At 55.0% G+C, this 19,247-nt stretch carries 19 protein-coding genes and 1 pseudogene; 10 read left to right on the top strand and 10 right to left on the bottom strand.

Features of this window, described 5'->3' with window-relative positions; translation table 11 throughout:
• Positions 1-114: pseudogene (locus AC2FH8_RS16800) on the top strand (bifunctional methylenetetrahydrofolate dehydrogenase/methenyltetrahydrofolate cyclohydrolase); the annotation flags it as partial.
• A 249-nt stretch (positions 115-363) separates the two neighbouring features.
• On the opposite strand, the gene AC2FH8_RS16795 reads toward AC2FH8_RS16800, so the two are convergent.
• Complete coding sequence (locus AC2FH8_RS16795; protein WP_142638470.1) at positions 364-1,209, bottom strand: EamA family transporter; 846 nt, start codon at positions 1,207-1,209, stop codon at positions 364-366.
• Positions 1,210-1,348: 139 nt separating this feature from the next.
• On the opposite strand from AC2FH8_RS16795, the gene AC2FH8_RS16790 reads away from it, so the two are divergent.
• The gene (locus AC2FH8_RS16790; RefSeq protein ID WP_142638472.1) at positions 1,349-1,783 is read left to right on the top strand and encodes a group II truncated hemoglobin; all 435 of its coding nucleotides are present in this window, start codon (positions 1,349-1,351) and stop codon (positions 1,781-1,783) included.
• Positions 1,784-2,215: 432 nt separating this feature from the next.
• Here AC2FH8_RS16790 and glnT read toward each other — a convergent pair whose 3' ends face one another.
• The 6 genes from glnT to AC2FH8_RS16760 all read right to left on the bottom strand — a co-directional run bounded on the left by glnT (position 2,216) and on the right by AC2FH8_RS16760 (position 8,337).
• Complete coding sequence (gene glnT, locus AC2FH8_RS16785; RefSeq protein WP_142638474.1) at positions 2,216-3,544, bottom strand: type III glutamate--ammonia ligase; 1,329 nt, start codon at positions 3,542-3,544, stop codon at positions 2,216-2,218.
• Between the two features lie 80 nt (positions 3,545-3,624).
• Entirely contained in the window at positions 3,625-4,953 is a 1,329-nt protein-coding gene (locus tag AC2FH8_RS16780; RefSeq protein WP_496690304.1) for an FMN-binding glutamate synthase family protein, read from the bottom strand.
• 20 nt (positions 4,954-4,973) lie between these two features.
• Entirely contained in the window at positions 4,974-5,657 is a 684-nt protein-coding gene (locus tag AC2FH8_RS16775; RefSeq protein ID WP_142638476.1) for a GltB/FmdC/FwdC-like GXGXG domain-containing protein, read from the bottom strand.
• 1 nt (position 5,658) lies between these two features.
• Complete coding sequence (locus AC2FH8_RS16770) at positions 5,659-6,588, bottom strand: class II glutamine amidotransferase (protein ID WP_496690300.1); 930 nt, start codon at positions 6,586-6,588, stop codon at positions 5,659-5,661.
• A 148-nt stretch (positions 6,589-6,736) separates the two neighbouring features.
• Positions 6,737-6,952, bottom strand: coding sequence for a hypothetical protein (locus AC2FH8_RS16765; protein WP_142638480.1), 216 nt, complete (start codon positions 6,950-6,952; stop codon positions 6,737-6,739).
• Positions 6,953-6,963: 11 nt separating this feature from the next.
• Positions 6,964-8,337 (bottom strand): ammonium transporter, encoded by a 1,374-nt coding sequence (locus AC2FH8_RS16760; protein WP_142638482.1) that lies wholly within the window; start codon positions 8,335-8,337, stop codon positions 6,964-6,966.
• Between the two features lie 339 nt (positions 8,338-8,676).
• On the opposite strand from AC2FH8_RS16760, the gene AC2FH8_RS16755 reads away from it, so the two are divergent.
• From AC2FH8_RS16755 to AC2FH8_RS16735, 5 genes are read left to right on the top strand one after another with little or no spacing between them, the layout of a single operon-like run.
• The gene (locus tag AC2FH8_RS16755; protein WP_496690299.1) at positions 8,677-9,822 is read left to right on the top strand and encodes an aminomethyl transferase family protein; all 1,146 of its coding nucleotides are present in this window, start codon (positions 8,677-8,679) and stop codon (positions 9,820-9,822) included.
• 55 nt (positions 9,823-9,877) lie between these two features.
• Positions 9,878-10,474, top strand: a complete 597-nt coding sequence (locus tag AC2FH8_RS16750; protein WP_496690298.1) for a dimethylamine monooxygenase subunit DmmA family protein — start codon at positions 9,878-9,880, stop codon at positions 10,472-10,474.
• On the top strand, positions 10,471-11,433 hold the full coding sequence (locus tag AC2FH8_RS16745) for a PDR/VanB family oxidoreductase (RefSeq protein WP_281973362.1): 963 nt from the start codon (positions 10,471-10,473) through the stop codon (positions 11,431-11,433). Before AC2FH8_RS16750 ends, AC2FH8_RS16745 begins: the two co-directional genes overlap by 4 nt.
• 13 nt (positions 11,434-11,446) lie before the next feature.
• Entirely contained in the window at positions 11,447-12,514 is a 1,068-nt protein-coding gene (locus AC2FH8_RS16740) for a heme-dependent oxidative N-demethylase family protein (protein ID WP_496690297.1), read from the top strand.
• Positions 12,515-12,542: 28 nt separating this feature from the next.
• Positions 12,543-13,040, top strand: a complete 498-nt coding sequence (locus AC2FH8_RS16735) for a GNAT family N-acetyltransferase (RefSeq protein ID WP_496690296.1) — start codon at positions 12,543-12,545, stop codon at positions 13,038-13,040.
• Here the strand turns inward: AC2FH8_RS16735 and AC2FH8_RS16730 are convergent.
• The gene (locus AC2FH8_RS16730; protein WP_185956716.1) at positions 13,018-13,674 is read right to left on the bottom strand and encodes a helix-turn-helix domain-containing protein; all 657 of its coding nucleotides are present in this window, start codon (positions 13,672-13,674) and stop codon (positions 13,018-13,020) included. The two genes, AC2FH8_RS16735 and AC2FH8_RS16730, sit on opposite strands and share 23 nt — an antisense overlap.
• A gap of 237 nt (positions 13,675-13,911) precedes the next feature.
• Entirely contained in the window at positions 13,912-14,934 is a 1,023-nt protein-coding gene (locus AC2FH8_RS16725) for a helix-turn-helix domain-containing protein (RefSeq protein WP_496690295.1), read from the bottom strand.
• Between the two features lie 137 nt (positions 14,935-15,071).
• Between AC2FH8_RS16725 and AC2FH8_RS16720 the strand changes: the two genes are divergently transcribed.
• Positions 15,072-16,094: an alpha/beta hydrolase family protein gene (locus tag AC2FH8_RS16720; RefSeq protein ID WP_496690294.1), complete on the top strand. Its 1,023-nt coding sequence runs from the start codon at positions 15,072-15,074 to the stop codon at positions 16,092-16,094.
• A gap of 95 nt (positions 16,095-16,189) precedes the next feature.
• Here the strand turns inward: AC2FH8_RS16720 and AC2FH8_RS16715 are convergent, their stop codons facing one another.
• Positions 16,190-16,606: a helix-turn-helix domain-containing protein gene (locus tag AC2FH8_RS16715; RefSeq protein ID WP_496690293.1), complete on the bottom strand. Its 417-nt coding sequence runs from the start codon at positions 16,604-16,606 to the stop codon at positions 16,190-16,192.
• Between the two features lie 70 nt (positions 16,607-16,676).
• Here AC2FH8_RS16715 and AC2FH8_RS16710 point away from each other — a divergent pair, with 70 nt between their 5' ends.
• Together AC2FH8_RS16710 and AC2FH8_RS16705 are read left to right on the top strand one after the other, a co-directional pair.
• Positions 16,677-17,924, top strand: coding sequence for an MFS transporter (locus AC2FH8_RS16710; RefSeq protein ID WP_281995746.1), 1,248 nt, complete (start codon positions 16,677-16,679; stop codon positions 17,922-17,924).
• Positions 17,925-17,950: 26 nt separating this feature from the next.
• On the top strand, positions 17,951-18,847 hold the full coding sequence (locus AC2FH8_RS16705) for an alpha/beta fold hydrolase (RefSeq protein WP_281995745.1): 897 nt from the start codon (positions 17,951-17,953) through the stop codon (positions 18,845-18,847).
• Positions 18,848-19,247 lie beyond the last annotated feature (400 nt).

Below are 19,247 nucleotides of genomic sequence, written 5' to 3'. Positions count from 1 at the left end.
ACCCCCGTCCCCGGTGGCGTCGGCCCCATGACAATCGCATGCCTGCTGGCCAACACCCTGACCGCCGCATGCCGCGCTAACAAACTCCCCGAACCAGAAGGCCTGACGGCTTAAAACGAGGCCGCCGCTGTTCAAACTGCGGCTGTTCTTTTTTCCGTTCTGATTTAGGTAGGTATTGGCGACCTTTTAGGTCGTAACTTGTGCATGGTGATCGTATCCATTGGCGTGTCGCCTACCAATTCCCTCCGATCCCCCCTACTACGAGCGTGGAGTGAATCCGGACCGCCACGCTCAGGCGAGATTGAGTGCCTGCGAAACAGCCCGGCTGCAGCCCATCAGGCACGTCAATTCGCAAGGCCGTCCTCAGAGCGCGAGATAGCCGATTCCGGCAAACGCGACGACACAACCAAGCCACTGGCTTGGTGACATACGCTCTTTCAAGATTGCCCAGGCAAGGACAACAGTCAGTAGTCCAAAAACCGAAGCCGCGACGGATGCATATTGGGCATTGGGCAACCTACCGGCCGCGACTACACTGAGAATTGCGACCGCATCCAGTAAACCCATTAAGCACAAAAGGGGCAGTGCTTTTGTGCCGGGCCAAATCGACTTGCGAGACGCAAAAGCTATCGCTGCCAGAACCAGAATTGCCGTAAGTCGACCGATTAGAGACACGGTGTATTCGTCGCTGATCTCTGCCGCGTATTGCCCCAGGGCAAATGCTGCGGCGAACCCGGTTGCGGCGAGCAAAGACAAGACAATGGTTGGGCCACGGGCAGGGTAGGTTGTCTCGGTTTTGTCTGAGCGGGCTGCGACGATGGATACTCCGAGGCCGATCGCAATTACGGCCAACCAGTGCCATGCACTGACAGTCGAGCCGCGCCAAATTGCGACGGTGACGGACAAGACCGGATAGCTGGCAACTAGCGGCGCAACCAATCGCACGGGCCCCCGATGAAAAGCCTCGTACATGCTGAGCCCGGCCAAGAGGTAAAAAAAACCTGCTGCAATCGCATAAGCCATCGCGTTGCCCGACATGGGGTTGATGTCGCCCCAGGCTGCAACCATCCCGATCTGCAGGATGGCACCAAAGAGTAACACAAACATAAGCGAGGCGACCACGCTGACGGACTGGCTGATATAGCGGACCGAGAGATCATGAATGCCCCAGCACAACGCAGCTAGCAACCCGAGTGCAAGGGCGCTCATGTAAGGGAAGATTGTTGTAGTGTCGACCATATTGGCATGTGTTCGGTCCCAGATATCAACAGCGCCAAGATGTCACTGTTGATAAACTAATATTCCTGTTATGCAATAAATTAGGCACTGGAGACCCGGAGAATCCACTATGTCCTCGGCTTTGGATCAACTTGGAGGCGAAGAGAGCCTGCGCGCGCTTGTCGAACAATTTTATGATCGAATGGAGGCCGATCCGGCTGTGTATTCCTTGCACCGGCTGCATTTTCGGGGTCACGGATTGAACCATACAAGGCAAGCACAGTTCGAGTTCCTCAGCGGTTTTTTGGGCGGCCGAGCTTATTACCGGGAACGATTTGGCCACATGGATTTACGGGAAATACATGCCCATGTGCCTATTCGCGAGGCCGATGCAGAGCTTTGGCTGGAAACCTTTGACGCCGCTTTGGAAGATTGTGAACTGCGCGGCCCGGCGGTGGATAAAATGCGAACCTCCCTGCGACGTGCGGCATTGATGCTTGTTAACGACGTTCCCGACTGGCGCATCGAGGTGGATAGGAAAAAAGGACAAGAAGTCCCAGAATAGGCTATTTGCAGGGTCTCGAAATCAGTCGTCAAACAACCAACCGTTCGGATTAGATGAAGCCGGTCTTAAGTATTGAACGTCATAGAGATTTGCTCGATCGCGATATCGTCGTTTAGGTGTCATCTTTTGCACAGCACCCTTAGCCCATGCCCTGATTGACTGCTTTTCGGCCGCAAGCCAGGGATGGTTCCGATTTCCCAGACAACCAAGGGGCTGCCCAAAGCAGCTGTGCAATGCGGGGATTGGGTTCCCGTCTTAAAGGCGCACAATTTCAACGGAATCCCCGTTTGACGATATGTGTGCAAAAGACGCGCCGCGATCTTCGCCCGGCGCGTGTTGACTGAAAAAACATCCCGGCGTGATCGTTGTAGGTGAATGAACAACAAGGCCGCGGCACAGGCCGCAACCTCGATGTCTTCCAGTTTTACCGGATCAGATATCCAGCGTGTTTTCCTTTTCCCAGCGCGAGAAATGCGACACGAAGGAATTCCACTCCTGATGCTTCATCTTCAGGAAAGCAGACGAGAATTCGGCGCCCATCATGCCCTTCAGGTCTTTGTCTTTGTCGTATTCGCGCAGTGCATCAAGCATGTTCAACGGCAACTTTGGTGCTCCGCGCACTTTATGGCCTTCGGCATACATATCGATATCCCAGCGCTTGCCAGGGTCTGCTTTGGATCGGATACCTGACAGTCCAGCCGCAATGATCACGGCCTGAAGCAGGTAGGGGTTGGTTGCTCCGTCCGGCAGACGCAATTCAAACCGCCCGGGGCCGGGCACACGCACCATGTGAGTCCGGTTGTTGCCCGTCCATGTCACGGTGTTGGGCGCCCATGTTGCACCCGACATCGTCCGCGGCGCGTTGATGCGTTTGTAGCTGTTCACCGTGGGGTTGGTGATCGCGGCCAGTGCTGACGCGTGCTTCATGATGCCGCCGAGGAAGTGCTTGCCACGCTCTCCCAGACCAACCTCACCGGTCGGGCCGTCGCCCTCGCCTGCAAACACGTTGGTCTTGGCCGCATCGCCTGGCGCATCCCAGACCGAGATATGCGCATGACAGCCATTACCGGTCAGGCCTTCCACCGGTTTCGGCATGAACGTCGCACGCAGCCCGTGTTTTTCAGCAACCGATTTGGTCATGAACTTGAAGAAAGAGTGTTTATCAGCAGTGCGCAGAACGTCGTCAAATTCCCAATTCATCTCGAACTGGCCGTTGGCGTCCTCGTGGTCGTTCTGATAAGGTCCCCAGCCCAGTTCCAGCATGTAGTCACAGATTTCGCGCACGACATCATACCGGCGCATCACGGCCTGTTGGTCATAGCAAGGCTTTTCAGCTGTATCGAAAGGATCGCTAATCTGCTCTCCGTCCGGTGTCATCAGGAAGAACTCGGCTTCGATACCGGTTTTGACATGCATTCCTTCGCTTGCAGCTTCGTCGATCAGGCGGCGCAATACGTTACGAGGGGCTTGCGCGACATCGCTGCCTTCCATAACGCAGTTGCCGGCAACCCAAGCCACTTCGGGCTTCCAGGGCAGCTGAATGACCGATGATGGGTCTGGAACTGCCAGCATGTCAGGATGAGCCGGTGTCATATCCAGCCAGGTGGCGAACCCGGCAAAGCCTGCACCATCTTGCTGCATGTCGGCAATCGCCTGCGCAGGAACCAGTTTAGCCCTCTGTCCACCGAACAGGTCGGTGAACGAGATCATGAAGTATTTGACGCCTTTTTCTTTTGCGAAAGCTGCGAGATCTGTCGTCACGATTGCTTTCCTTTCCCTGTTGAATTCTAGTTTTTCAAAGCAAAAACGCGGCCCCCATCAGGGAGCCGCGCAGCATCGGTTCAGAACCCTTCCTTGCCCGGGTACCAACTGGTGCCCGCCAAGGGGACACGCGCCATGGCGGCCGCCTCCATTGTCAGGGCACACAGGTCTTCAGGTTCGAGATTGTGCAGGTGATTGTGGCCACATGCACGCGCGATGGTTTGGGCCTCAAGCGCCATCACCTTCAAGTAGTTGCGCAGCCTGCGACCCGCAGCAACCGGGTCAAGACGCGCAGCCAGGTCGGGGTCTTGCGTGGTGATCCCTGCCGGGTCCTGACCTTCGTGCCAATCGTCATAAGCGCCAGTGGTTGTGCCCAGCTTCTGGTATTCGGATTCCCATTTGGGATCGTTGTCCCCAAGGGCCACCAGAGCAGCCGTGCCAATAGCAACTGCATCTGCACCCAGTGCCAATGCCTTGGCCACATCGGCCCCGGTGCGAATGCCGCCTGAGATGACCAACTGAACCTCACGATGTACGCCCAGATCCTGCAATGCCTGAACGGCAGGGCGGATGCATGACAGTGTTGGCAACCCGACATGCTCAATGAATACGTCTTGCGTCGCAGCGGTGCCACCCTGCATGCCATCCATGACGACAACGTCCGCCCCGGCTTTCACTGCCAATGCAGTGTCGTAGTAGGGGCGCGTGGCGCCAACTTTCACATAGATAGGCACTTGCCAATCAGTGATTTCCCGAAGTTCGAGGATCTTGATCTCAAGGTCGTCCGGCCCTGTCCAGTCTGGATGGCGGCAAGCGGACCGTTGGTCAATGCCTTTGGGCAGGGTCCGCATCTCGGCCACACGGTCACTGATCTTTTGACCCAACAACATGCCGCCCCCGCCGGGTTTGGCGCCTTGGCCAACCACAATCTCAATCGCATCAGCCTTACGCAGATCGTTGGGATTCATGCCATAGCGTGAGGGCAGGTATTGATACACCAGCTTGGTTGAGTGGCCACGTTCCTCGGGCGTCATGCCGCCATCACCGGTGGTGGTTGACGTGCCCGCTGCGGATGCGCCGCGGCCCAGAGCTTCTTTCGCCGGACCGGACAACGCGCCAAAGCTCATACCCGCAATGGTGATCGGGATATTCAGCTCGATCGGCTTTTTGGCAAAGCGCGTGCCCAACGTTACTGAGGTATCGCAACGTTCCCGATAGCCTTCCAACGGATAGCGCGACACCGACGCACCCAGAAAGAGTAGATCGTCGAAATGAGGAACTTTCCGTTTGGCGCCACCGCCACGAATGTCATAGATACCTGTCGCAGCGGCGCGACGGATCTCAGCATTGATCGGATTGGTAAATGTCGCCGACTGAATCGGCAGGGTGCGGGGGATCTGATCGTCCATATCTTTCATACCCTTCTTCCTCAGTAAGCTGCGGAATTGTCGATGTCGAAATTGTAAAGCTGACGAGCCGAGCCATAGCGTTTGAACTCTTCCGGCTTGGCGTCGCTGCCAGCGCGGTCCAGCAGATCCCTCAGAATATCCAGATGCTCAGGGCGCATTTCTTTCTCGATGCAATCAGCACCGAGGCTTTTGACCGAACCACGCACGAACAGCCGTGCCTCGTAGAGTGAATCCCCCAGCGCATCGCCCGCATCTCCGCAGACGACCAGATTTCCTGCCTGTGCCATGAAGGCGGACATGTGGCCGATATTGCCATGCACCACGATGTCGATACCTTTCATCGAAATACCGCAGCGCGAGCTTGCGTTACCCTTGATGACCAGCAACCCACCATGGCCTGTGGCCCCGGCATACTGGCTGGCGTCGCCATCGACGATGACTTGGCCGGACATCATATTCTCAGCCACACCCGGACCAACTGAGCCTTGAACCTTGATGGTCGCCTGTTGGTTCATGCCGGCACAATAGTATCCGGTAGACCCCTTGACCGTCACTTCGATCGGCGCGTCCAGTCCGACAGCAATCGCATGGCTGCCTTTTGGATTTACAATTTCCCAGCTGGTTTGGTTGGTCTCGGCGTTTTGCGCCTGCAGGGACGAGTTCAATCCACGCAGTCCGTCTGCCTCTAAATCATAGGTCTGCATTTCAGGCGGCCTTTTCGTGGGTTGTGGGACTGTCGTTGTGCGACCAGAAATATACGGTGGCCGGTTCAGGTTCCCAAACTCGGGCGTCTTCGATTCCTGGCAGGTTCACCAAGGCGCGGTATTCGCTGCCAAAGGCAACATATTGATCTGTTTCTGCCATCACTGCAGGCTTGCAAGCGATTGGGTCACGTACGACGCCAAACCCGTCTTTGGTCCCTACTACAAAGGTGAAAAACCCGTCCAGATCATCAATGCTGGATTCCAGAGCTTCCCCTAAAGTGGCGCCATTCATCATTTTCCAGGTCAGGTATGCGGCACCAACTTCGGTGTCGTTCTCTGTCTGGATGGTAACGCCTTCGCGGCGCAACTTGCGGCGCAACGAGTTGTGGTTGGACAGCGATCCGTTGTGAACCAGACATTGATCGGACCCCGTGTTGAACGGATGTGCGCCCATTGTTGTCACGGCGGATTCCGTCGCCATGCGTGTGTGTCCAATGCCATGAGTGCCGCTCATGCCGCTAAGGCTGAAGCGGTCTGCAACATCCTTGGGCAGGCCAACTTCCTTGTAGATTTCGAGGCTATCGCCACGACTCATGATACGAACCGTCGGCCGGATTTCAGCCAGCGCGGCGCGCGCGGCTTCGAACTGACGGGCGGGAATTTCCAAGACGGCATGTGTATCATTGTCTGCCTGACCAACCGTCACGCCAAGTCTTTTGCCTAGCTCATCAGCCAGATCGACAAAGTCCGTTTCGGGGTTGGGGGACTGAACTGTAATCTTGGTTTTGCCATCGGACTCAGAGCCGTAGATTGCAATACCGGCACTATCGGGGCCACGATCTGTCATCGTGATCAGCATGTCTGTCAGCATATTGCCCAGTTGGGGCGCAAGAGACTGGTCTTTGAGGAATAATCCAACAATTCCGCACATGGCTGGCAGATCTCCTTATGTGTTTCATTATGATTCGACGGTACCAACAAATCAGTGGGACATCAATAATCATAGGAAAGTTTTTTTCCTAAGAGGCAATGGGCGCGACCTGTGTTTTTCGCGCCCATTGCAAGCATTCAAGGCTGGATCAATATCGCTCCAACTGTGCTTTCACCTTTTCTTCGTCACCGGTGTGGCGCGCCTTTTCCAGGTGCTCAGCTTCGCGGACGAATTGGATGCGATGCCAGCCAACCCAGAAGACGACACCAATGATGACCATTAGAACTTCGTAACCTTGGAAGGGATAGACCGGCCCGACTTCGGCCAGATCCACGGCCCAGTTTGTATAACCATTCGTAGACATATCTTACTCCCTCATTTCACTGCTACGCCACGGGCGGCCAGTTCTTCTTTATCGGCTTCGATAATGGCAGCTTTGGCGTCCTCATAGGCATGGTGTTCAGCGTAATCGAGACCCTGAAGTTCAACTTCTTCCGGGATGCGCAGTACGCCGGCAGCGGATTGCATTTTCGCCAGAGCCCAGCCTGGCAGGAACCCAAGGACAAAGAACATGATGACCGCACCCGTGATCTGACCGATCGGGTTGATGGTTGCATAACCTTCGTATGGTGACGAAGGCACGCCCCACAGGACAAAGCCCGCGATGACCAGCCCGACGACACCTGCATAGCCATGCACGGCAACGGCACCAACGGCATCGTCCAGCTTGAACCGACGCTCTACCCAGTAGTGCAGATTATAGACGATCACGACGCCGATTGCGGCAATGATCATCGCTTGGATCGGGTGATACAAATCGTTTCCAGCAGACGCGGTGATGATACCGGCCAGACCGCCCGAGAAGGTCCAGAAGGCATCTCCCTTCGAGACGACATAGGCTGCCATCAACCCACCCGACAGCGACATCAGGAAGTTGAACGTAATCGCCGACAGCGTGGTCGGGGCCAGATAGATGTTGGTTGCAGTCCAGGTGGCGCCAACGATCTGACCGTCGATAACCTCGGGCGAGATTACCGGAACGTTACAGGCGGCATAGAAACCCCAGAACCCGGTATAGATCAGGAAAATACCGATGGTCAGCAACCATGGATTATGCGGAGGAATATCCCGCGGCGTTCCATCCTTGGCAAACTTGCCAAGTCGTGGACCCAGTACCATGATCACACCAAGTGCGTAACCACCTGCGATTGCATGGATAACGCCTGACGCATAAGCATCGTGATACCCCAATATACGCACCATCCAGCCACCATAGTGCCAGCCCCAAGCAGCGTCGATGATCCACCAGACGGACCCGATCATGACTGCATGGACCCACAAAGCCGATGACCTGATCCGTTCGATCACTGAACCAGAAACGATCGAGGCGGCTGTCCACGAGAACAGAAGGAACGCGGCCCAGAAGACCCCTGTGATTCTGTCGTCCAAATTGGTTGCCATTGTGTTCGCCCACGGTAGATTTGCGGCACCTGCTTCGGTGTCGAGACCGCCCCAGAACGGAAAGTTCGGGAACGCCCAGTAGATCCACCATCCAAAGAAGAAGAACGTGACCGTCACCAGCGGGATGATCATGATGTTTTTCATCAATGTGTGCATATGGTTACGGGCCCGACTGGCACCGACTTCGTACATGCAAAAGCCCACATGGATGAGGAACATGAAGACGACCGTTACCCAGTAATAAAACTCGGTAAAGACCGTCGTAAGTGCATTTAGATTGCCATCCACTTCGTAGTCTCCCTGTTGTTGCAGCAGGAGGTCTTTCTGCGAAGCATTTCCTGCTGGGAATAATTGTATACTAAGGGGACAATCTCATTGGCGACCTGTCAATAGATATGTGGGGCAAACATCTTTAAGGTCTGTGCTTGATGTATGTCCCCACACGTCCAAAAACGCACTAAGCCACAGATAAAGAAAAGAAATATCAATATTCTCGAATGTTCTTAGGGTGCAAAAATTGCAGGCAAATATTCCCAACAGGAAAAAATTCTGCACACAGGTGTTGATTTTCAACCCAACATCGGCCTCAATATGGGCAACAAAAACGATCAACGGGAGAACCGAACCATGGCCATTCTTTGGAGAACGTCGGCCCTTGCGCAGCGCCACGCCCAGATCGGCGGCGAGCTTGAAGACTGGAACGGGATGGGGACTGCTTGGTTCTATGACCAAAGCCCTGAACGCGCCAAAGCTGACTACGAAGCAATTCGAACCAAAGCTGGTCTTATGGATGTTTCCGGCTTGAAAAAGGTTCACGTGGTTGGTGAGGATGCCGCCTATGTCATTGATCGTGTCACCACGCGGAACGTCGAAAAGATCATGCCGGGGCGGTCGACATATGCCTCGATCCTGAATGCCGAAGGCAAGTTTGTTGATGATTGCATCATCTATCGCCTGTCGGTGAACACGTGGCTGGTGGTGCATGGCACAGGCACCGGAATGGAGCAGCTGACATCCGTGGCGGCGGGTAAGAATTGTTCGGTCATCTTCGATGATGACATGCATGACATGTCGCTGCAGGGTCCGGTGGCTGTAGACTTCCTGGCTAAGCACATCCCCGGAATTCGCGATCTGGCCTATTTCGGCATCATGCAAACCAAACTCTATGGCTGCCCAGTGATGATTTCGCGGACCGGCTATACTGGTGAGCGCGGGTATGAGATTTTCTGTCAGGCTAAGCACGCCGTACACCTGTGGGACAACATTCTGGCCGAGGGCAAAGACATGGGCATCGTGCCGGTCCAGTTCTCGACGCTCGATCTGCTGCGCACCGAAAGCTACTTGCTGTTTTATCCGGGCGACAATTCCGAAACCTATCCGTTCGATGGCGATACCTGTGGTGATACACTGTGGGAACTGGGCCTGGATTTCACTGTCTCACCTGGAAAAACCGGCTTTATCGGCGCCGAGAACCACTATGCATCGCAAGGCAAAGAGCGGTTTAAGATCTATGGCGTCAAACTGAACGGCACGACCCCAGCGGATGAAGGCGCGGATCTGCTGCAAAACGGCGAGAAAGTCGGCGTTGTCACCTTCGGCATGTATTCTGATATCAATGGTCACAATGTGGGTATCGCGCGGATGCCGGTCGCATGTGCATCACCCGGTACCAAGCTGACGGTGCGCAACGGCGATGGGACAGAAATAACGGCAACTGCGGAAGAGATGCCGTTCTACGATCAGGACAAATCGATCAGAACCGCAAAGGGCTGAGTTTCAGGGGGCGCGACGGACACACCGTGGCGCCCTTTTCCTATTTGAGGGCACAATGTCAAAGTTCGAATTTCCCAAGTCAATCGCAAGCCGCCCGGTCTGGGGCGCGCTAGAGGTTCGCCAGGGCGAACATCATCTCATGATAGCCGAGGCCGAAGGGGCCGAAGCCATTCTCGACATCGCAACACCTGACCTGATGGCCAAAACCCATCTGATCTATATCCCGAAAGGCACCGATTTCGCGGAAAAGCTAAGGGCATTGAACCCTGCTCAGTTCTATGAAGGCCCGTCTTTCGAGGCGTCTCTGCCGCGCATTCGCAGGGTTCTGGAGGACGCGCATATGGGATTGCAGGTCTACCTGACCGGCACCGAAGGCATGATGGGGCAGGCCATGAATGAAGTGATGGCCGTAGGCCTGCCGCACACGGCGATCCAGACCGAACATCGCGGATCGGTCGCCCGTCGGATGCAATGCGTGCATTGCAAAGGCATCACCGAAGACGTCGAGATTGACCCGTTTGTCTGTTCACATTGCGGCCTAAACCTGTTTGTGCGCGATCACTACTCCCGCCGTCTTGCCGCCTATCAGGGCGTCCGTATCGACGCCGAGGATCATGGTAATGTGCCCGAGTCGAAGGGGATTTACGAATGAGCGGTGCTGAGAAAATTCAGGTCAAGGTGACCGAGATCACTCCGCTGAACGAATTGGTGACGCGGTTCCGGTTCGAACGTATCGACGGCGCGCCATTACCAACCTTTTCGGGCGGGGCACATACTGTGGTCGAAATGCAGGATGGTGCCATTACACGGCTTAACCCCTATTCGTTGATGTCAGATCCGTTTGATCAGTCATCTTATACAATTTCGGTTCGACGCGATGATGAGGGCAGGGGGGGGTCGCTGTTCATGCACCGCCAGGTCAAGCTGGGCGACGAGATGACCATCAGCTATCCGGTCAACTTGTTTTCACTGGACTTGCGCGCCCGCAAGCATCTGTTTCTGGCCGGTGGCATCGGGATCACCCCGTTTCTGGCACAGATTAAACAGTTGGAATTGCTGCACGGGCATTGGGAGTTGCATTACGCGTGCCGAAACACTGCCTTGGCATCTTATGCTGAGCAACTGACAGACAGACATCCGAACGAAACCCATCTGTACTATGACGATCAGAGCCAGGCGATTGATCTGAAAAATCTACTCAGCGGGCAACCCCTGGGAACGCATGTGTATGTGTGTGGTCCAAAGGGCATGATCGACTGGGTCCGAAACACGGCTGCCGCCGAAGGCTGGCCCGAAGATTGCGTGCACTACGAAGAGTTCCTGGCGCCTCAGCCCGGCAAACCGTTCGAGGTGCGCTTGGCGGCATCGGATAAGGTCATTCATGTGGGTGAAAACGAAAGCCTGCTGGAGGCCATCGAACGTGAAGGCGTGGACGCACCATATCTGTGCCGCGGTGGGGCCTGCGGTCAGTGCGAAACCGTTGTGCTCGACCATGAAGGTAATTTCGTTCACCGCGATCACTGGCTGACCGGCGAAGAAAAGGCCGCGGGCAAGAAAATCATGCCCTGTGTATCGCGCTTCGAGGGCAAGTCCCTCGTGCTGGACCGTTGAGAGGAGGCCCAACATGACCATTCAATTCAACGACGAATCCTTCCGCGACGACTATACGTTTCACAACTCGGACTGGGCGATCAAACGCTTTCCGTTTCCGTTTCACGAAGACAGCTATATGTATTCAGTCAACATGGAACAGCATCGCGGCGGGCCCAAAGGATCGGTCTACGAGATGCGGTTCGACGTCGACGAACACTATGTGTCCGAGATGAAAGACCGCGCGATGGTTCTGGATCAGGACCCGCTGCGCTGTCAGTCACTGCCGCATATGACATTGGCCGGCTGGGACTTGCTGGAACTGATCATGGTTAGCAAGTCCGAAGACTATCCTGATCTGTTCGAGTTGCATCGCAACGGCAATCAGTGGCGTTGGATCAACAAGCCATTGGGCATCGATCACAGCTTTACCTTCATGGATGAAACCACGCTGCCTTATGGGCCGATGGAATACATCACGCGACAAGCTCAGGGCGATTTCGCCGTGCTGGATCAGCGTGACGAGATGCTGTGGATGGACGCGGGAATGGTGACGACCCAAGCGGATTGGAGTCTGGATTTTGACATCGGAATGAACTTTTTCGAGTGGCACGCGCCGGTTCCCAAAGCCCATGAAATGGGCATTTTCCAACGCGCGCTGAAATTCCTGCTGAACATTCAACAGGGTGCCCCGGCACGGCGTCTGAATTGGACTATGACAGTGAATCCGCTGCTGGATACCAGCCCGGAAAACTATCACAAATGGGGTATCCAGAAGACGACGCTGACACCTGAAAACATAGCGCACAAACAGTATCTGCGGGTCGAGTTGCAAACCTTTTTCCGTCTACCGCGATCCAACGCCCTGGTGTTCCCGATCCGCTGCTACCTGTGTAGTTTTCAGGACCTGATGACCGTTCCCAAATGGGGCCGCCGTCTGCATCGGGTCATCCGGGACCTGCCGGTCGAGCTGGCAACCTATAAAGGGTTCATCGATAACCGCCCCATTATGTTGGACTATCTCAGCCAGTTTGACGACGGGTTGCCCACTTCTCCGGGGATCTGGCCGGATTTGGAAACGGAACCACCTTTGTCTAAGTAAGCGAGACTTGCGAAATTTCTCAACTCATATGATTGATCCGGGCGAAGCGCCTTGGCTCATCTCGAGTGACGATTTTGCTTTGTATGACGTGCTTGCGCTGCTTCGCGCGTCATTTCAGTACATGGATGCCCGGATCGACCCTCCGTCTTCTATCCATAGTCTGAACGTGGAAGGAATGCAGGTGCATTGTCAGGGTGGCGGCGAGATCTGGGCCGTTGGGCGACCACTTTTCGCGTGTATGTTTCTGACGCCCAAGCCCGACAGTTTGTACCTTGGAAAGCTTGCGGTGAAGGATGGATTGCGGGGTCAGGGTATCGGCCGCAGGTTGGTGGATCATGCTGCACGCCGTGCAGCAGAGCTTGGCTTACCTGCGCTGGAACTGGAAACACGCGTGGAACTTACTGAGAACCATCGCGTATTTTCGAGGCTGGGGTTCACGATCGTAAGCACGGGCAGTCGCGAAGGTTATGACAGACCCACAGATTTCTTATTGCGCAAACCGATCAGTTTGTCTGCGGATAGCTGATAACTGATATATACCGCGCCGGCAGACTGACAAGCCGTTCGGGCCCATGCGGAGCATCTGCATCAAAGAACAGGGTATCGCCGGGTTTTAGCGGGTAAATCTGGTCCCCGTGGCGGTAATCCACCTCACCGTCCAGCATGTAAATCGTTTCGATCCCGCCATGTTGGAAAGTTGGGAACACATCTGATTCAGCGGTCAGGGTAATCAGATACGGTTCGACGATCACGCCGGATCCGTTGGCACCAATATGTCCCAACAGGTTATACTGATGGTTCGCACGTGTTCCTTCACGCTCCAGTTCGACGCCTTCTCCTGCTTTTGTATGAACCGCCTCGCGGCGTTCTTCAAACTGTCGGAAAAAGCTTGTCAAAGGAACCGAAAGCGCATCCGCCAGAGATTGCAGAGTCGTCAAGGACGGCGACGTATTTCCGTTTTCGATCTTGGACAGCATGCCAATCGAAAGGCCGGTCAACTGGGCCAGCTCTGCGACCGTTATGTTCTGCTGTTTGCGAAAGGCACGAACCTCGCGGCCGATGGCAACTTCAAGAACTTTCTCTCTGTCACCCGAACGAACGGAATGTGGGTCCTGCGTCAGGTTTGCTGCCATTTCTTTGTCGCGTTTTTTCAATTTCATTCTTTCAACGTCTTGCTACACGTGTCCAAACCGGTTCTGCAAGCAGGCGCGGCGCAATACCCAATTCTATTCGGATTACCATAGCATCAGTTTTTCCTGATAGTAATATAATCATGCTGACAGAAAACAGAATAGAGATCGGATTCTCACTGTTTGACGGCTTTCACGGCTCTGACGCCGATGTCCTAAATCAAGGTTCGGCAGCTGTGGCAAGGATGCTTGGTACACCAGAACGTCTTAGGTTTTGACCCTTTCATCGGGCACTTCCACAAGAGACCTCAACCAGCGACGCGGATTGACGCCGATCACCCTTAAGAACTCGCGGTTGAAGTTCGACTTGGTGTTAAACCCGCTGGCCAGCATCGCCTCGGTCACCGATTTTCCAGTCTTCATTACGGCGCAAGCGTGAGAAATCCGATGCCTATTGATGTAGCGAGACACATTCTCGCTTTTGCCTTTGTTGATTACGCTTGAAAGCTGCTTTTCTGGAACCTGCAATTTTCGGGCCAACCGGGCCAGTGTGAGATCGGGATCGAGATATGGCTTATGTGTTTCCATATAGGCGTCGAGCTTTTCGACAATAGCGGTGTCACGGGTTTTATCTTGCTTGGAATACGCATCGCGCGTGTCAGAGCCAATGCTCTGACTTTCGATTGCATGCGATAGGCTGAGCGCCCCTAATATGAGCAGTGTGATTGCGGAAAACAGGCTTGGCAGCCAGAGCAAGACCTCGGTGTCTCCTGATGCAAGGCGGACTGCAATGAATATGTCGCTGCCTGCTGAGGCGATCAAAGCGATGGCCAGAACACGCCAAACCCAAACAATCATGCGCCCGTTTTCTAAGCGGCTATGGGGCAAACAATCTTCGCCGCGCAAGAGCATAGACGCGATGGCGATACCGTATGCCGCAAAGAGAAAGGGGATCAACACGTCCAGCGCTTCGGGTCGGGTTGCCAGAAAACTTATCGCAAGGGCCGGACCTACCGCATGCAAATACAAGTCCTGTCTGCGCAGATAACCCACCGAGGCCTGACGAAAGGACAGCCACGCGGATGCGGCAATTACAGTCGCAAGAATGGGCTGAACGACCCTGAGACCCGTAAAGCCATAATATTGCACAAGCGCGATAACCGCACTTTGTGCTGCGCAGCATCCGATGAGGACCAAAAGCGTGGGATGGGTTTTGCGGGTCAGAAAGCGATGTAAAAGAAAGCCCGAAAGCAGCAGGGCAGTAATCATTGGGATTGGTAGAACTGGCATCAGGGGGGTCCGTTTTCGTCTGTCATAGGACCTAAATCCTGATCTGCGCGACCTTAAACCGGATTCAGGTCGTATGAAATCCCGACAGCGTCTGAATGTAGGCCGACACTAATGCCACCCTACAAAAAAGGCGCGCCATGAAACTTCCTCTTCTTACCCTCGTCATGACCCTTTCGGCGGGCACGGAAATTGCTGCACAAGATGTCGGCCTCGTCGAATTGACGATTGCCGCACCTCATCATGATCAGGACATGCAAATGGCTGTCATGTTCCCTGCGGCAGGTCAGCGCCAGACTATGTTTGCAGAAAATGCAGTGTTCTATGGAACAGCAGTAGTCGAAAACGCCAGGCCGGTGCCAGGGCAACATCCGGTTGTTCTTCTCTCACACGGATGGGGCGGCAATTATGCACGAATGGCGTGGCTTAGTGCGGGGTTGGTCTCGCAAGGTGCAATCGTAGTGGCAGTAAACCATCCAGGCAGCACGACCTTAGATTTGGATTTCGATACCGCATTTAATCATTGGACCCGCGCCCAGGACATGTCCACCGCGTTGGATCACGCGCTGCAAGACCCGGTTTTCGCCCCCCTCATCGACACTTCACGGATCTACGCCACGGGTTTCTCTTATGGTGGCTGGACAGCCCTTTCGCTTGCGGGCGTCCAGGGCAATCGTGACGGATTTTTCGATTATTGCGAGGCCGCAGGGGCAGGGTCACAATTTTGCGCAAAGTTGACGGCAGAGGGTGTCGATGTAACTGCAATCGACCAGGAAAAATATGAGGCATCTTACAAGGATCCACGGGTCAGTGCCGTCGCAGCCATTGATCCGGGACTAACTTGGGATCTTGCGCATAAGGATGTGCGGGACGTGACAGCCTCGCTTTTTCTGATTGGATTGGGTGACGGGGCCGACAGGCTGAATGCAACAGACACGAGCGCCCTGGGAAGCAATTTTGAGACGCTGGTTCCTCAGGCCACGGTGATGACGATCGCGCCCGCAATGCATTTCACCGCGCTTGGATTATGTAAGCCCGCCGGTGAAGCGATTTTGATCGAAGAGCAGGACGATCCTGTTTGCACTGATCCTGGGGGAACGGACCGCGCCCAAGTTCTTGACATGATAATTGACAGTTTGGCCGCTCACTTCGATCTGAATTAGTGTATTTCGGACACTTACATATCGGCATTGCATCCAATGGTGCGGGCCGACCATACCCCTCAGCGGTATACCAAAAATTCGTAGTTGGCTTGCCGCTACCTGCCACTGGCTTTCTTCGTGCCCCGGTGATGGGCGAGGTCGATGAGCCGTCTGAATGTTGCGCATTCCAAATGCGATGGCGCCGGGCAATCCGCCACATGTCGCAGGGTATCGCGCAGCGCCGTCAGCTCGCGGATTTGCCGATCCAGCGCATCCGCACGAATGTGAAACTCTTGCCGGGGGATATTCGGAGTTCCATCAAGGCCGAACATCCCCGAGATTTCCTCAAGTGAAAACCCTGCAGATTTGCCCATCGTGATCAGGGCTAGTTGCAATAAGACATCCGGCGTGAACTGCCGACGAAGCCCGTGCCGCGCAACAGACGAAATCAGGCCAAGCTCATCATAGTAACGCAGCGTTGAAGTTGGGGTGCCGGTCATTTTCGACACCTCGCCTATATCCAAAAGTTTCATGCTTGACCTCAAGTCGACTTGAATTCGTAACGTCGCCTTCTGTAGCGATTCCGACAAGAGGAAAATAGTGGTGCACATCAAATCAAATGCATTGAAGACAACGAGACCCGGCGCTTTGTTGTGTTTCTCCCTGTCCATGCTGCTGGCCTCATTGGGCACCAGCATTGCCAATATCGCCTTGCCTGCAATCGCCCAGGACCTGAAAGCGCCGGTACATCAAGTGCAATGGGTGGTGATCGCATATCTCGCGACACTGACGCTGTTCTCTGTGCTGGCTGGACGACTTGGGGACCGCTTTGGACGACAGCAGATGCTGATCTTCGGGCTTATACTTTTCGCGCTGGCCTCTGCGTTTTGCGGCTTGGCGCCCAATCTTAAGGTGTTGAGTGCCGCGCGGTCTCTTCAGGGAATTGGCGCTGCATTCCTCATGGTGCTGACCGTCGCACTCGTTCGCGATATTTTTGAAACAGAGCGTGTCGGGCAAGCCATGGGCCTGTTGGGCACGATGTCGGCGGTCGGAACCGCACTGGGACCTTCGTTGGGTGGCGTGCTGATTGGAAAACTCGGGTGGCAAGGAGTGTTCTTTGTCCTGGTGCCGATGAGCCTGACTACGGCCATTTTGGCCGTTCGGCTTTTGCCCGCAAGTGTTTCCTCTGGGATAACACCTCTGGTCGGACTAACTGCACTGCGAAAGAGCGGCGCTATCCCCGGCCTTGCGGCAAATTTTCTGGTGGCAAATGTGATGTTGACCACTTTGCTGATAGGCCCCTTCTTTCTGGGGCAGTCTCTTGGGCTGAGCGCGGCGAAAGTGGGGCTTGTCATGTCGGTCGGACCAATCATATCGATCTTCCTCGGCGTCCCATCGGGTCGGCTAGTGGATGCATGGGGGGCAGCGCGTGTTCTGTCGCTTGGGCTCATTGCTCTGACCACCGGGACCTTTGCGCTTGCGGTCCTGCCAGTCGCATTCGGTGTCATTGGTTACATTGGCGCTATCAGCATCCTGACACCGGGATACCAGTTGTTTCAGGCCGCCAACAACACCATGATCATGGTGGGGGTTCGGGCAGATCAGCGGGGGACAGTTTCAGGGCTGCTTGGCTTGTCGCGCAATCTGGGCCTTATTTTCGGCGCCTCTGTCATGGGGACGGTCTTTTCCTTTGGGATCGGGGCCCGCACCGTCGAGGCAGCATCTGCTGAAGCGATTGCCAACGGGATGCAGCTCACCTTTGTAATCTGCGGGGTATTGGCCATCGTGGCGTATTGGCTTTCGCGTCGAACTTCGTTGAAGAGCATCACCAGTAAGACAGTCGCGAGATAATGATAAAGGAGGTCGCAGTCCTACCGATGAACACTTTTAAACCTGTCCCAATAGACGGCTTGAACGTACAGATTTGGGGGCATGGCGATACGCCCGCGCTCATTTTCCATGGGGGGCCAGGGTCGGGTCTCAACCCGCAGCACACAGCCTATTTCGACGCCGACCGCCATCGGGTGGTTCTTTTTGACCAACGCGGAACAGGGTTGTCGGGCAGAGCTGGTCGGGTCACTGCAAACACGACCCAGCACACCCTACGCGATGCCGAGGCTATCCGGATGGCCCTGGGATATGAAGATTGGATAGTGCTGGGTGGTTCATGGGGTGGCGCACTGGCATTGGCCTACGCATCCGCTCATCCTGATCGGGTACGCGCATTGATCGTGCGCAGCACGCATATCTGCCGCCCTTCAATGGACCAGTGGATGTTGCGCGATAGGGCAAAGCGTTTCGAAGCCGGGCAGCGTGCGCGCGGCCTGTTTCTCGATCCTCTCGATGAGACAGAACAGCTCCATCCTGCCATAGCATGGTTTGCCCGTATGGAAGATAATGACGCGCAAGCACGTGAGGCAGCCCGCCGTGTGATGGCGCTTGAAGATGCGTTTCATGGACCGCAACCCGGCACTGTGCGGCTTCCGGCATCCGTCACCCAAAGCGACATAAATCGCACCCGCGTGTACCTTTGGTACTGGCTTAATAATTTCTTCCTACCTGCTACCGGCCCCGGAGATCCAAATACAATCTCCGTACTCCCACATCGTTTGATCCATGGGGCGGATGACCTAATATGCCCGATTGAACCTGCCCGTGCCTTTGCCCAAGCTGGAAAGCTTCAATTTGAGGAGATTGAGAGACTGGGTCACAACGGTTTGGCGCCGCAGATGATCGCTGCTGTGCGCCAAGCCGTAGAAGATTTGAGCGGTTGAGTATCAAGCAGAAGCGCGTTCTCAAATCGGACAATCGCGGCAATTCCGAGTGCGCGCAATTTGGGTTCAGGGCATCGTCATTTTTTTGGTTGCGTGAGGTGGCTGAAGCAAAGCGCGATGCCTGACCGCCTTCGATTCCGTATGCGAGAGACAGGGGACAATTCTGGCTGGTCATTTCGCTTCGCGCGTCGATGTTGCTCAACAGTTTATATCGTTTTGCCGGTAATCTTTTGGTCGAATTTTGTGCCAAGGCGACCCATCTCACCCGATTTAAAAAGCTGTTTGTTCTTGCTCGGCATTCACGTTGGCTGTGGCACCTAACAGCCCAATGGCAGGAATAGTTAAGCTATCTATGAGGCGCATGTTTAGCCTCGCCCGGTGCCAGCTTCGTATGAGGCAG

Source organism: Ruegeria sp. CDSC025, assembly GCF_059610805.1.
This window is presented reverse-complemented; position numbering and strand designations above follow the sequence as displayed.

What these genes read in the sequence shown, in the direction of transcription:
- AC2FH8_RS16795 (WP_142638470.1), bottom strand. Translation starts at nt 1,209, where the DNA reads ATGAGCGCCCTTGCACTCGGGTTGCTAGCTGCGTTGTGCTGGGGCATT.
- AC2FH8_RS16790 (WP_142638472.1), top strand. Translation starts at nt 1,349, where the DNA reads ATGTCCTCGGCTTTGGATCAACTTGGAGGCGAAGAGAGCCTGCGCGCG.
- AC2FH8_RS16780 (WP_496690304.1), bottom strand. Translation starts at nt 4,953, where the DNA reads ATGGACGATCAGATCCCCCGCACCCTGCCGATTCAGTCGGCGACATTT.
- AC2FH8_RS16775 (WP_142638476.1), bottom strand. Translation starts at nt 5,657, where the DNA reads ATGCAGACCTATGATTTAGAGGCAGACGGACTGCGTGGATTGAACTCG.
- AC2FH8_RS16770 (WP_496690300.1), bottom strand. Translation starts at nt 6,588, where the DNA reads ATGTGCGGAATTGTTGGATTATTCCTCAAAGACCAGTCTCTTGCGCCC.
- AC2FH8_RS16765 (WP_142638480.1), bottom strand. Translation starts at nt 6,952, where the DNA reads ATGTCTACGAATGGTTATACAAACTGGGCCGTGGATCTGGCCGAAGTC.
- AC2FH8_RS16755 (WP_496690299.1), top strand. Translation starts at nt 8,677, where the DNA reads ATGGCCATTCTTTGGAGAACGTCGGCCCTTGCGCAGCGCCACGCCCAG.
- AC2FH8_RS16750 (WP_496690298.1), top strand. Translation starts at nt 9,878, where the DNA reads ATGTCAAAGTTCGAATTTCCCAAGTCAATCGCAAGCCGCCCGGTCTGG.
- AC2FH8_RS16745 (WP_281973362.1), top strand. Translation starts at nt 10,471, where the DNA reads ATGAGCGGTGCTGAGAAAATTCAGGTCAAGGTGACCGAGATCACTCCG.
- AC2FH8_RS16740 (WP_496690297.1), top strand. Translation starts at nt 11,447, where the DNA reads ATGACCATTCAATTCAACGACGAATCCTTCCGCGACGACTATACGTTT.
- AC2FH8_RS16735 (WP_496690296.1), top strand. Translation starts at nt 12,543, where the DNA reads ATGATTGATCCGGGCGAAGCGCCTTGGCTCATCTCGAGTGACGATTTT.
- AC2FH8_RS16730 (WP_185956716.1), bottom strand. Translation starts at nt 13,674, where the DNA reads ATGAAATTGAAAAAACGCGACAAAGAAATGGCAGCAAACCTGACGCAG.
- AC2FH8_RS16725 (WP_496690295.1), bottom strand. Translation starts at nt 14,934, where the DNA reads ATGCCAGTTCTACCAATCCCAATGATTACTGCCCTGCTGCTTTCGGGC.
- AC2FH8_RS16720 (WP_496690294.1), top strand. Translation starts at nt 15,072, where the DNA reads ATGAAACTTCCTCTTCTTACCCTCGTCATGACCCTTTCGGCGGGCACG.
- AC2FH8_RS16715 (WP_496690293.1), bottom strand. Translation starts at nt 16,606, where the DNA reads ATGAAACTTTTGGATATAGGCGAGGTGTCGAAAATGACCGGCACCCCA.
- AC2FH8_RS16705 (WP_281995745.1), top strand. Translation starts at nt 17,951, where the DNA reads ATGAACACTTTTAAACCTGTCCCAATAGACGGCTTGAACGTACAGATT.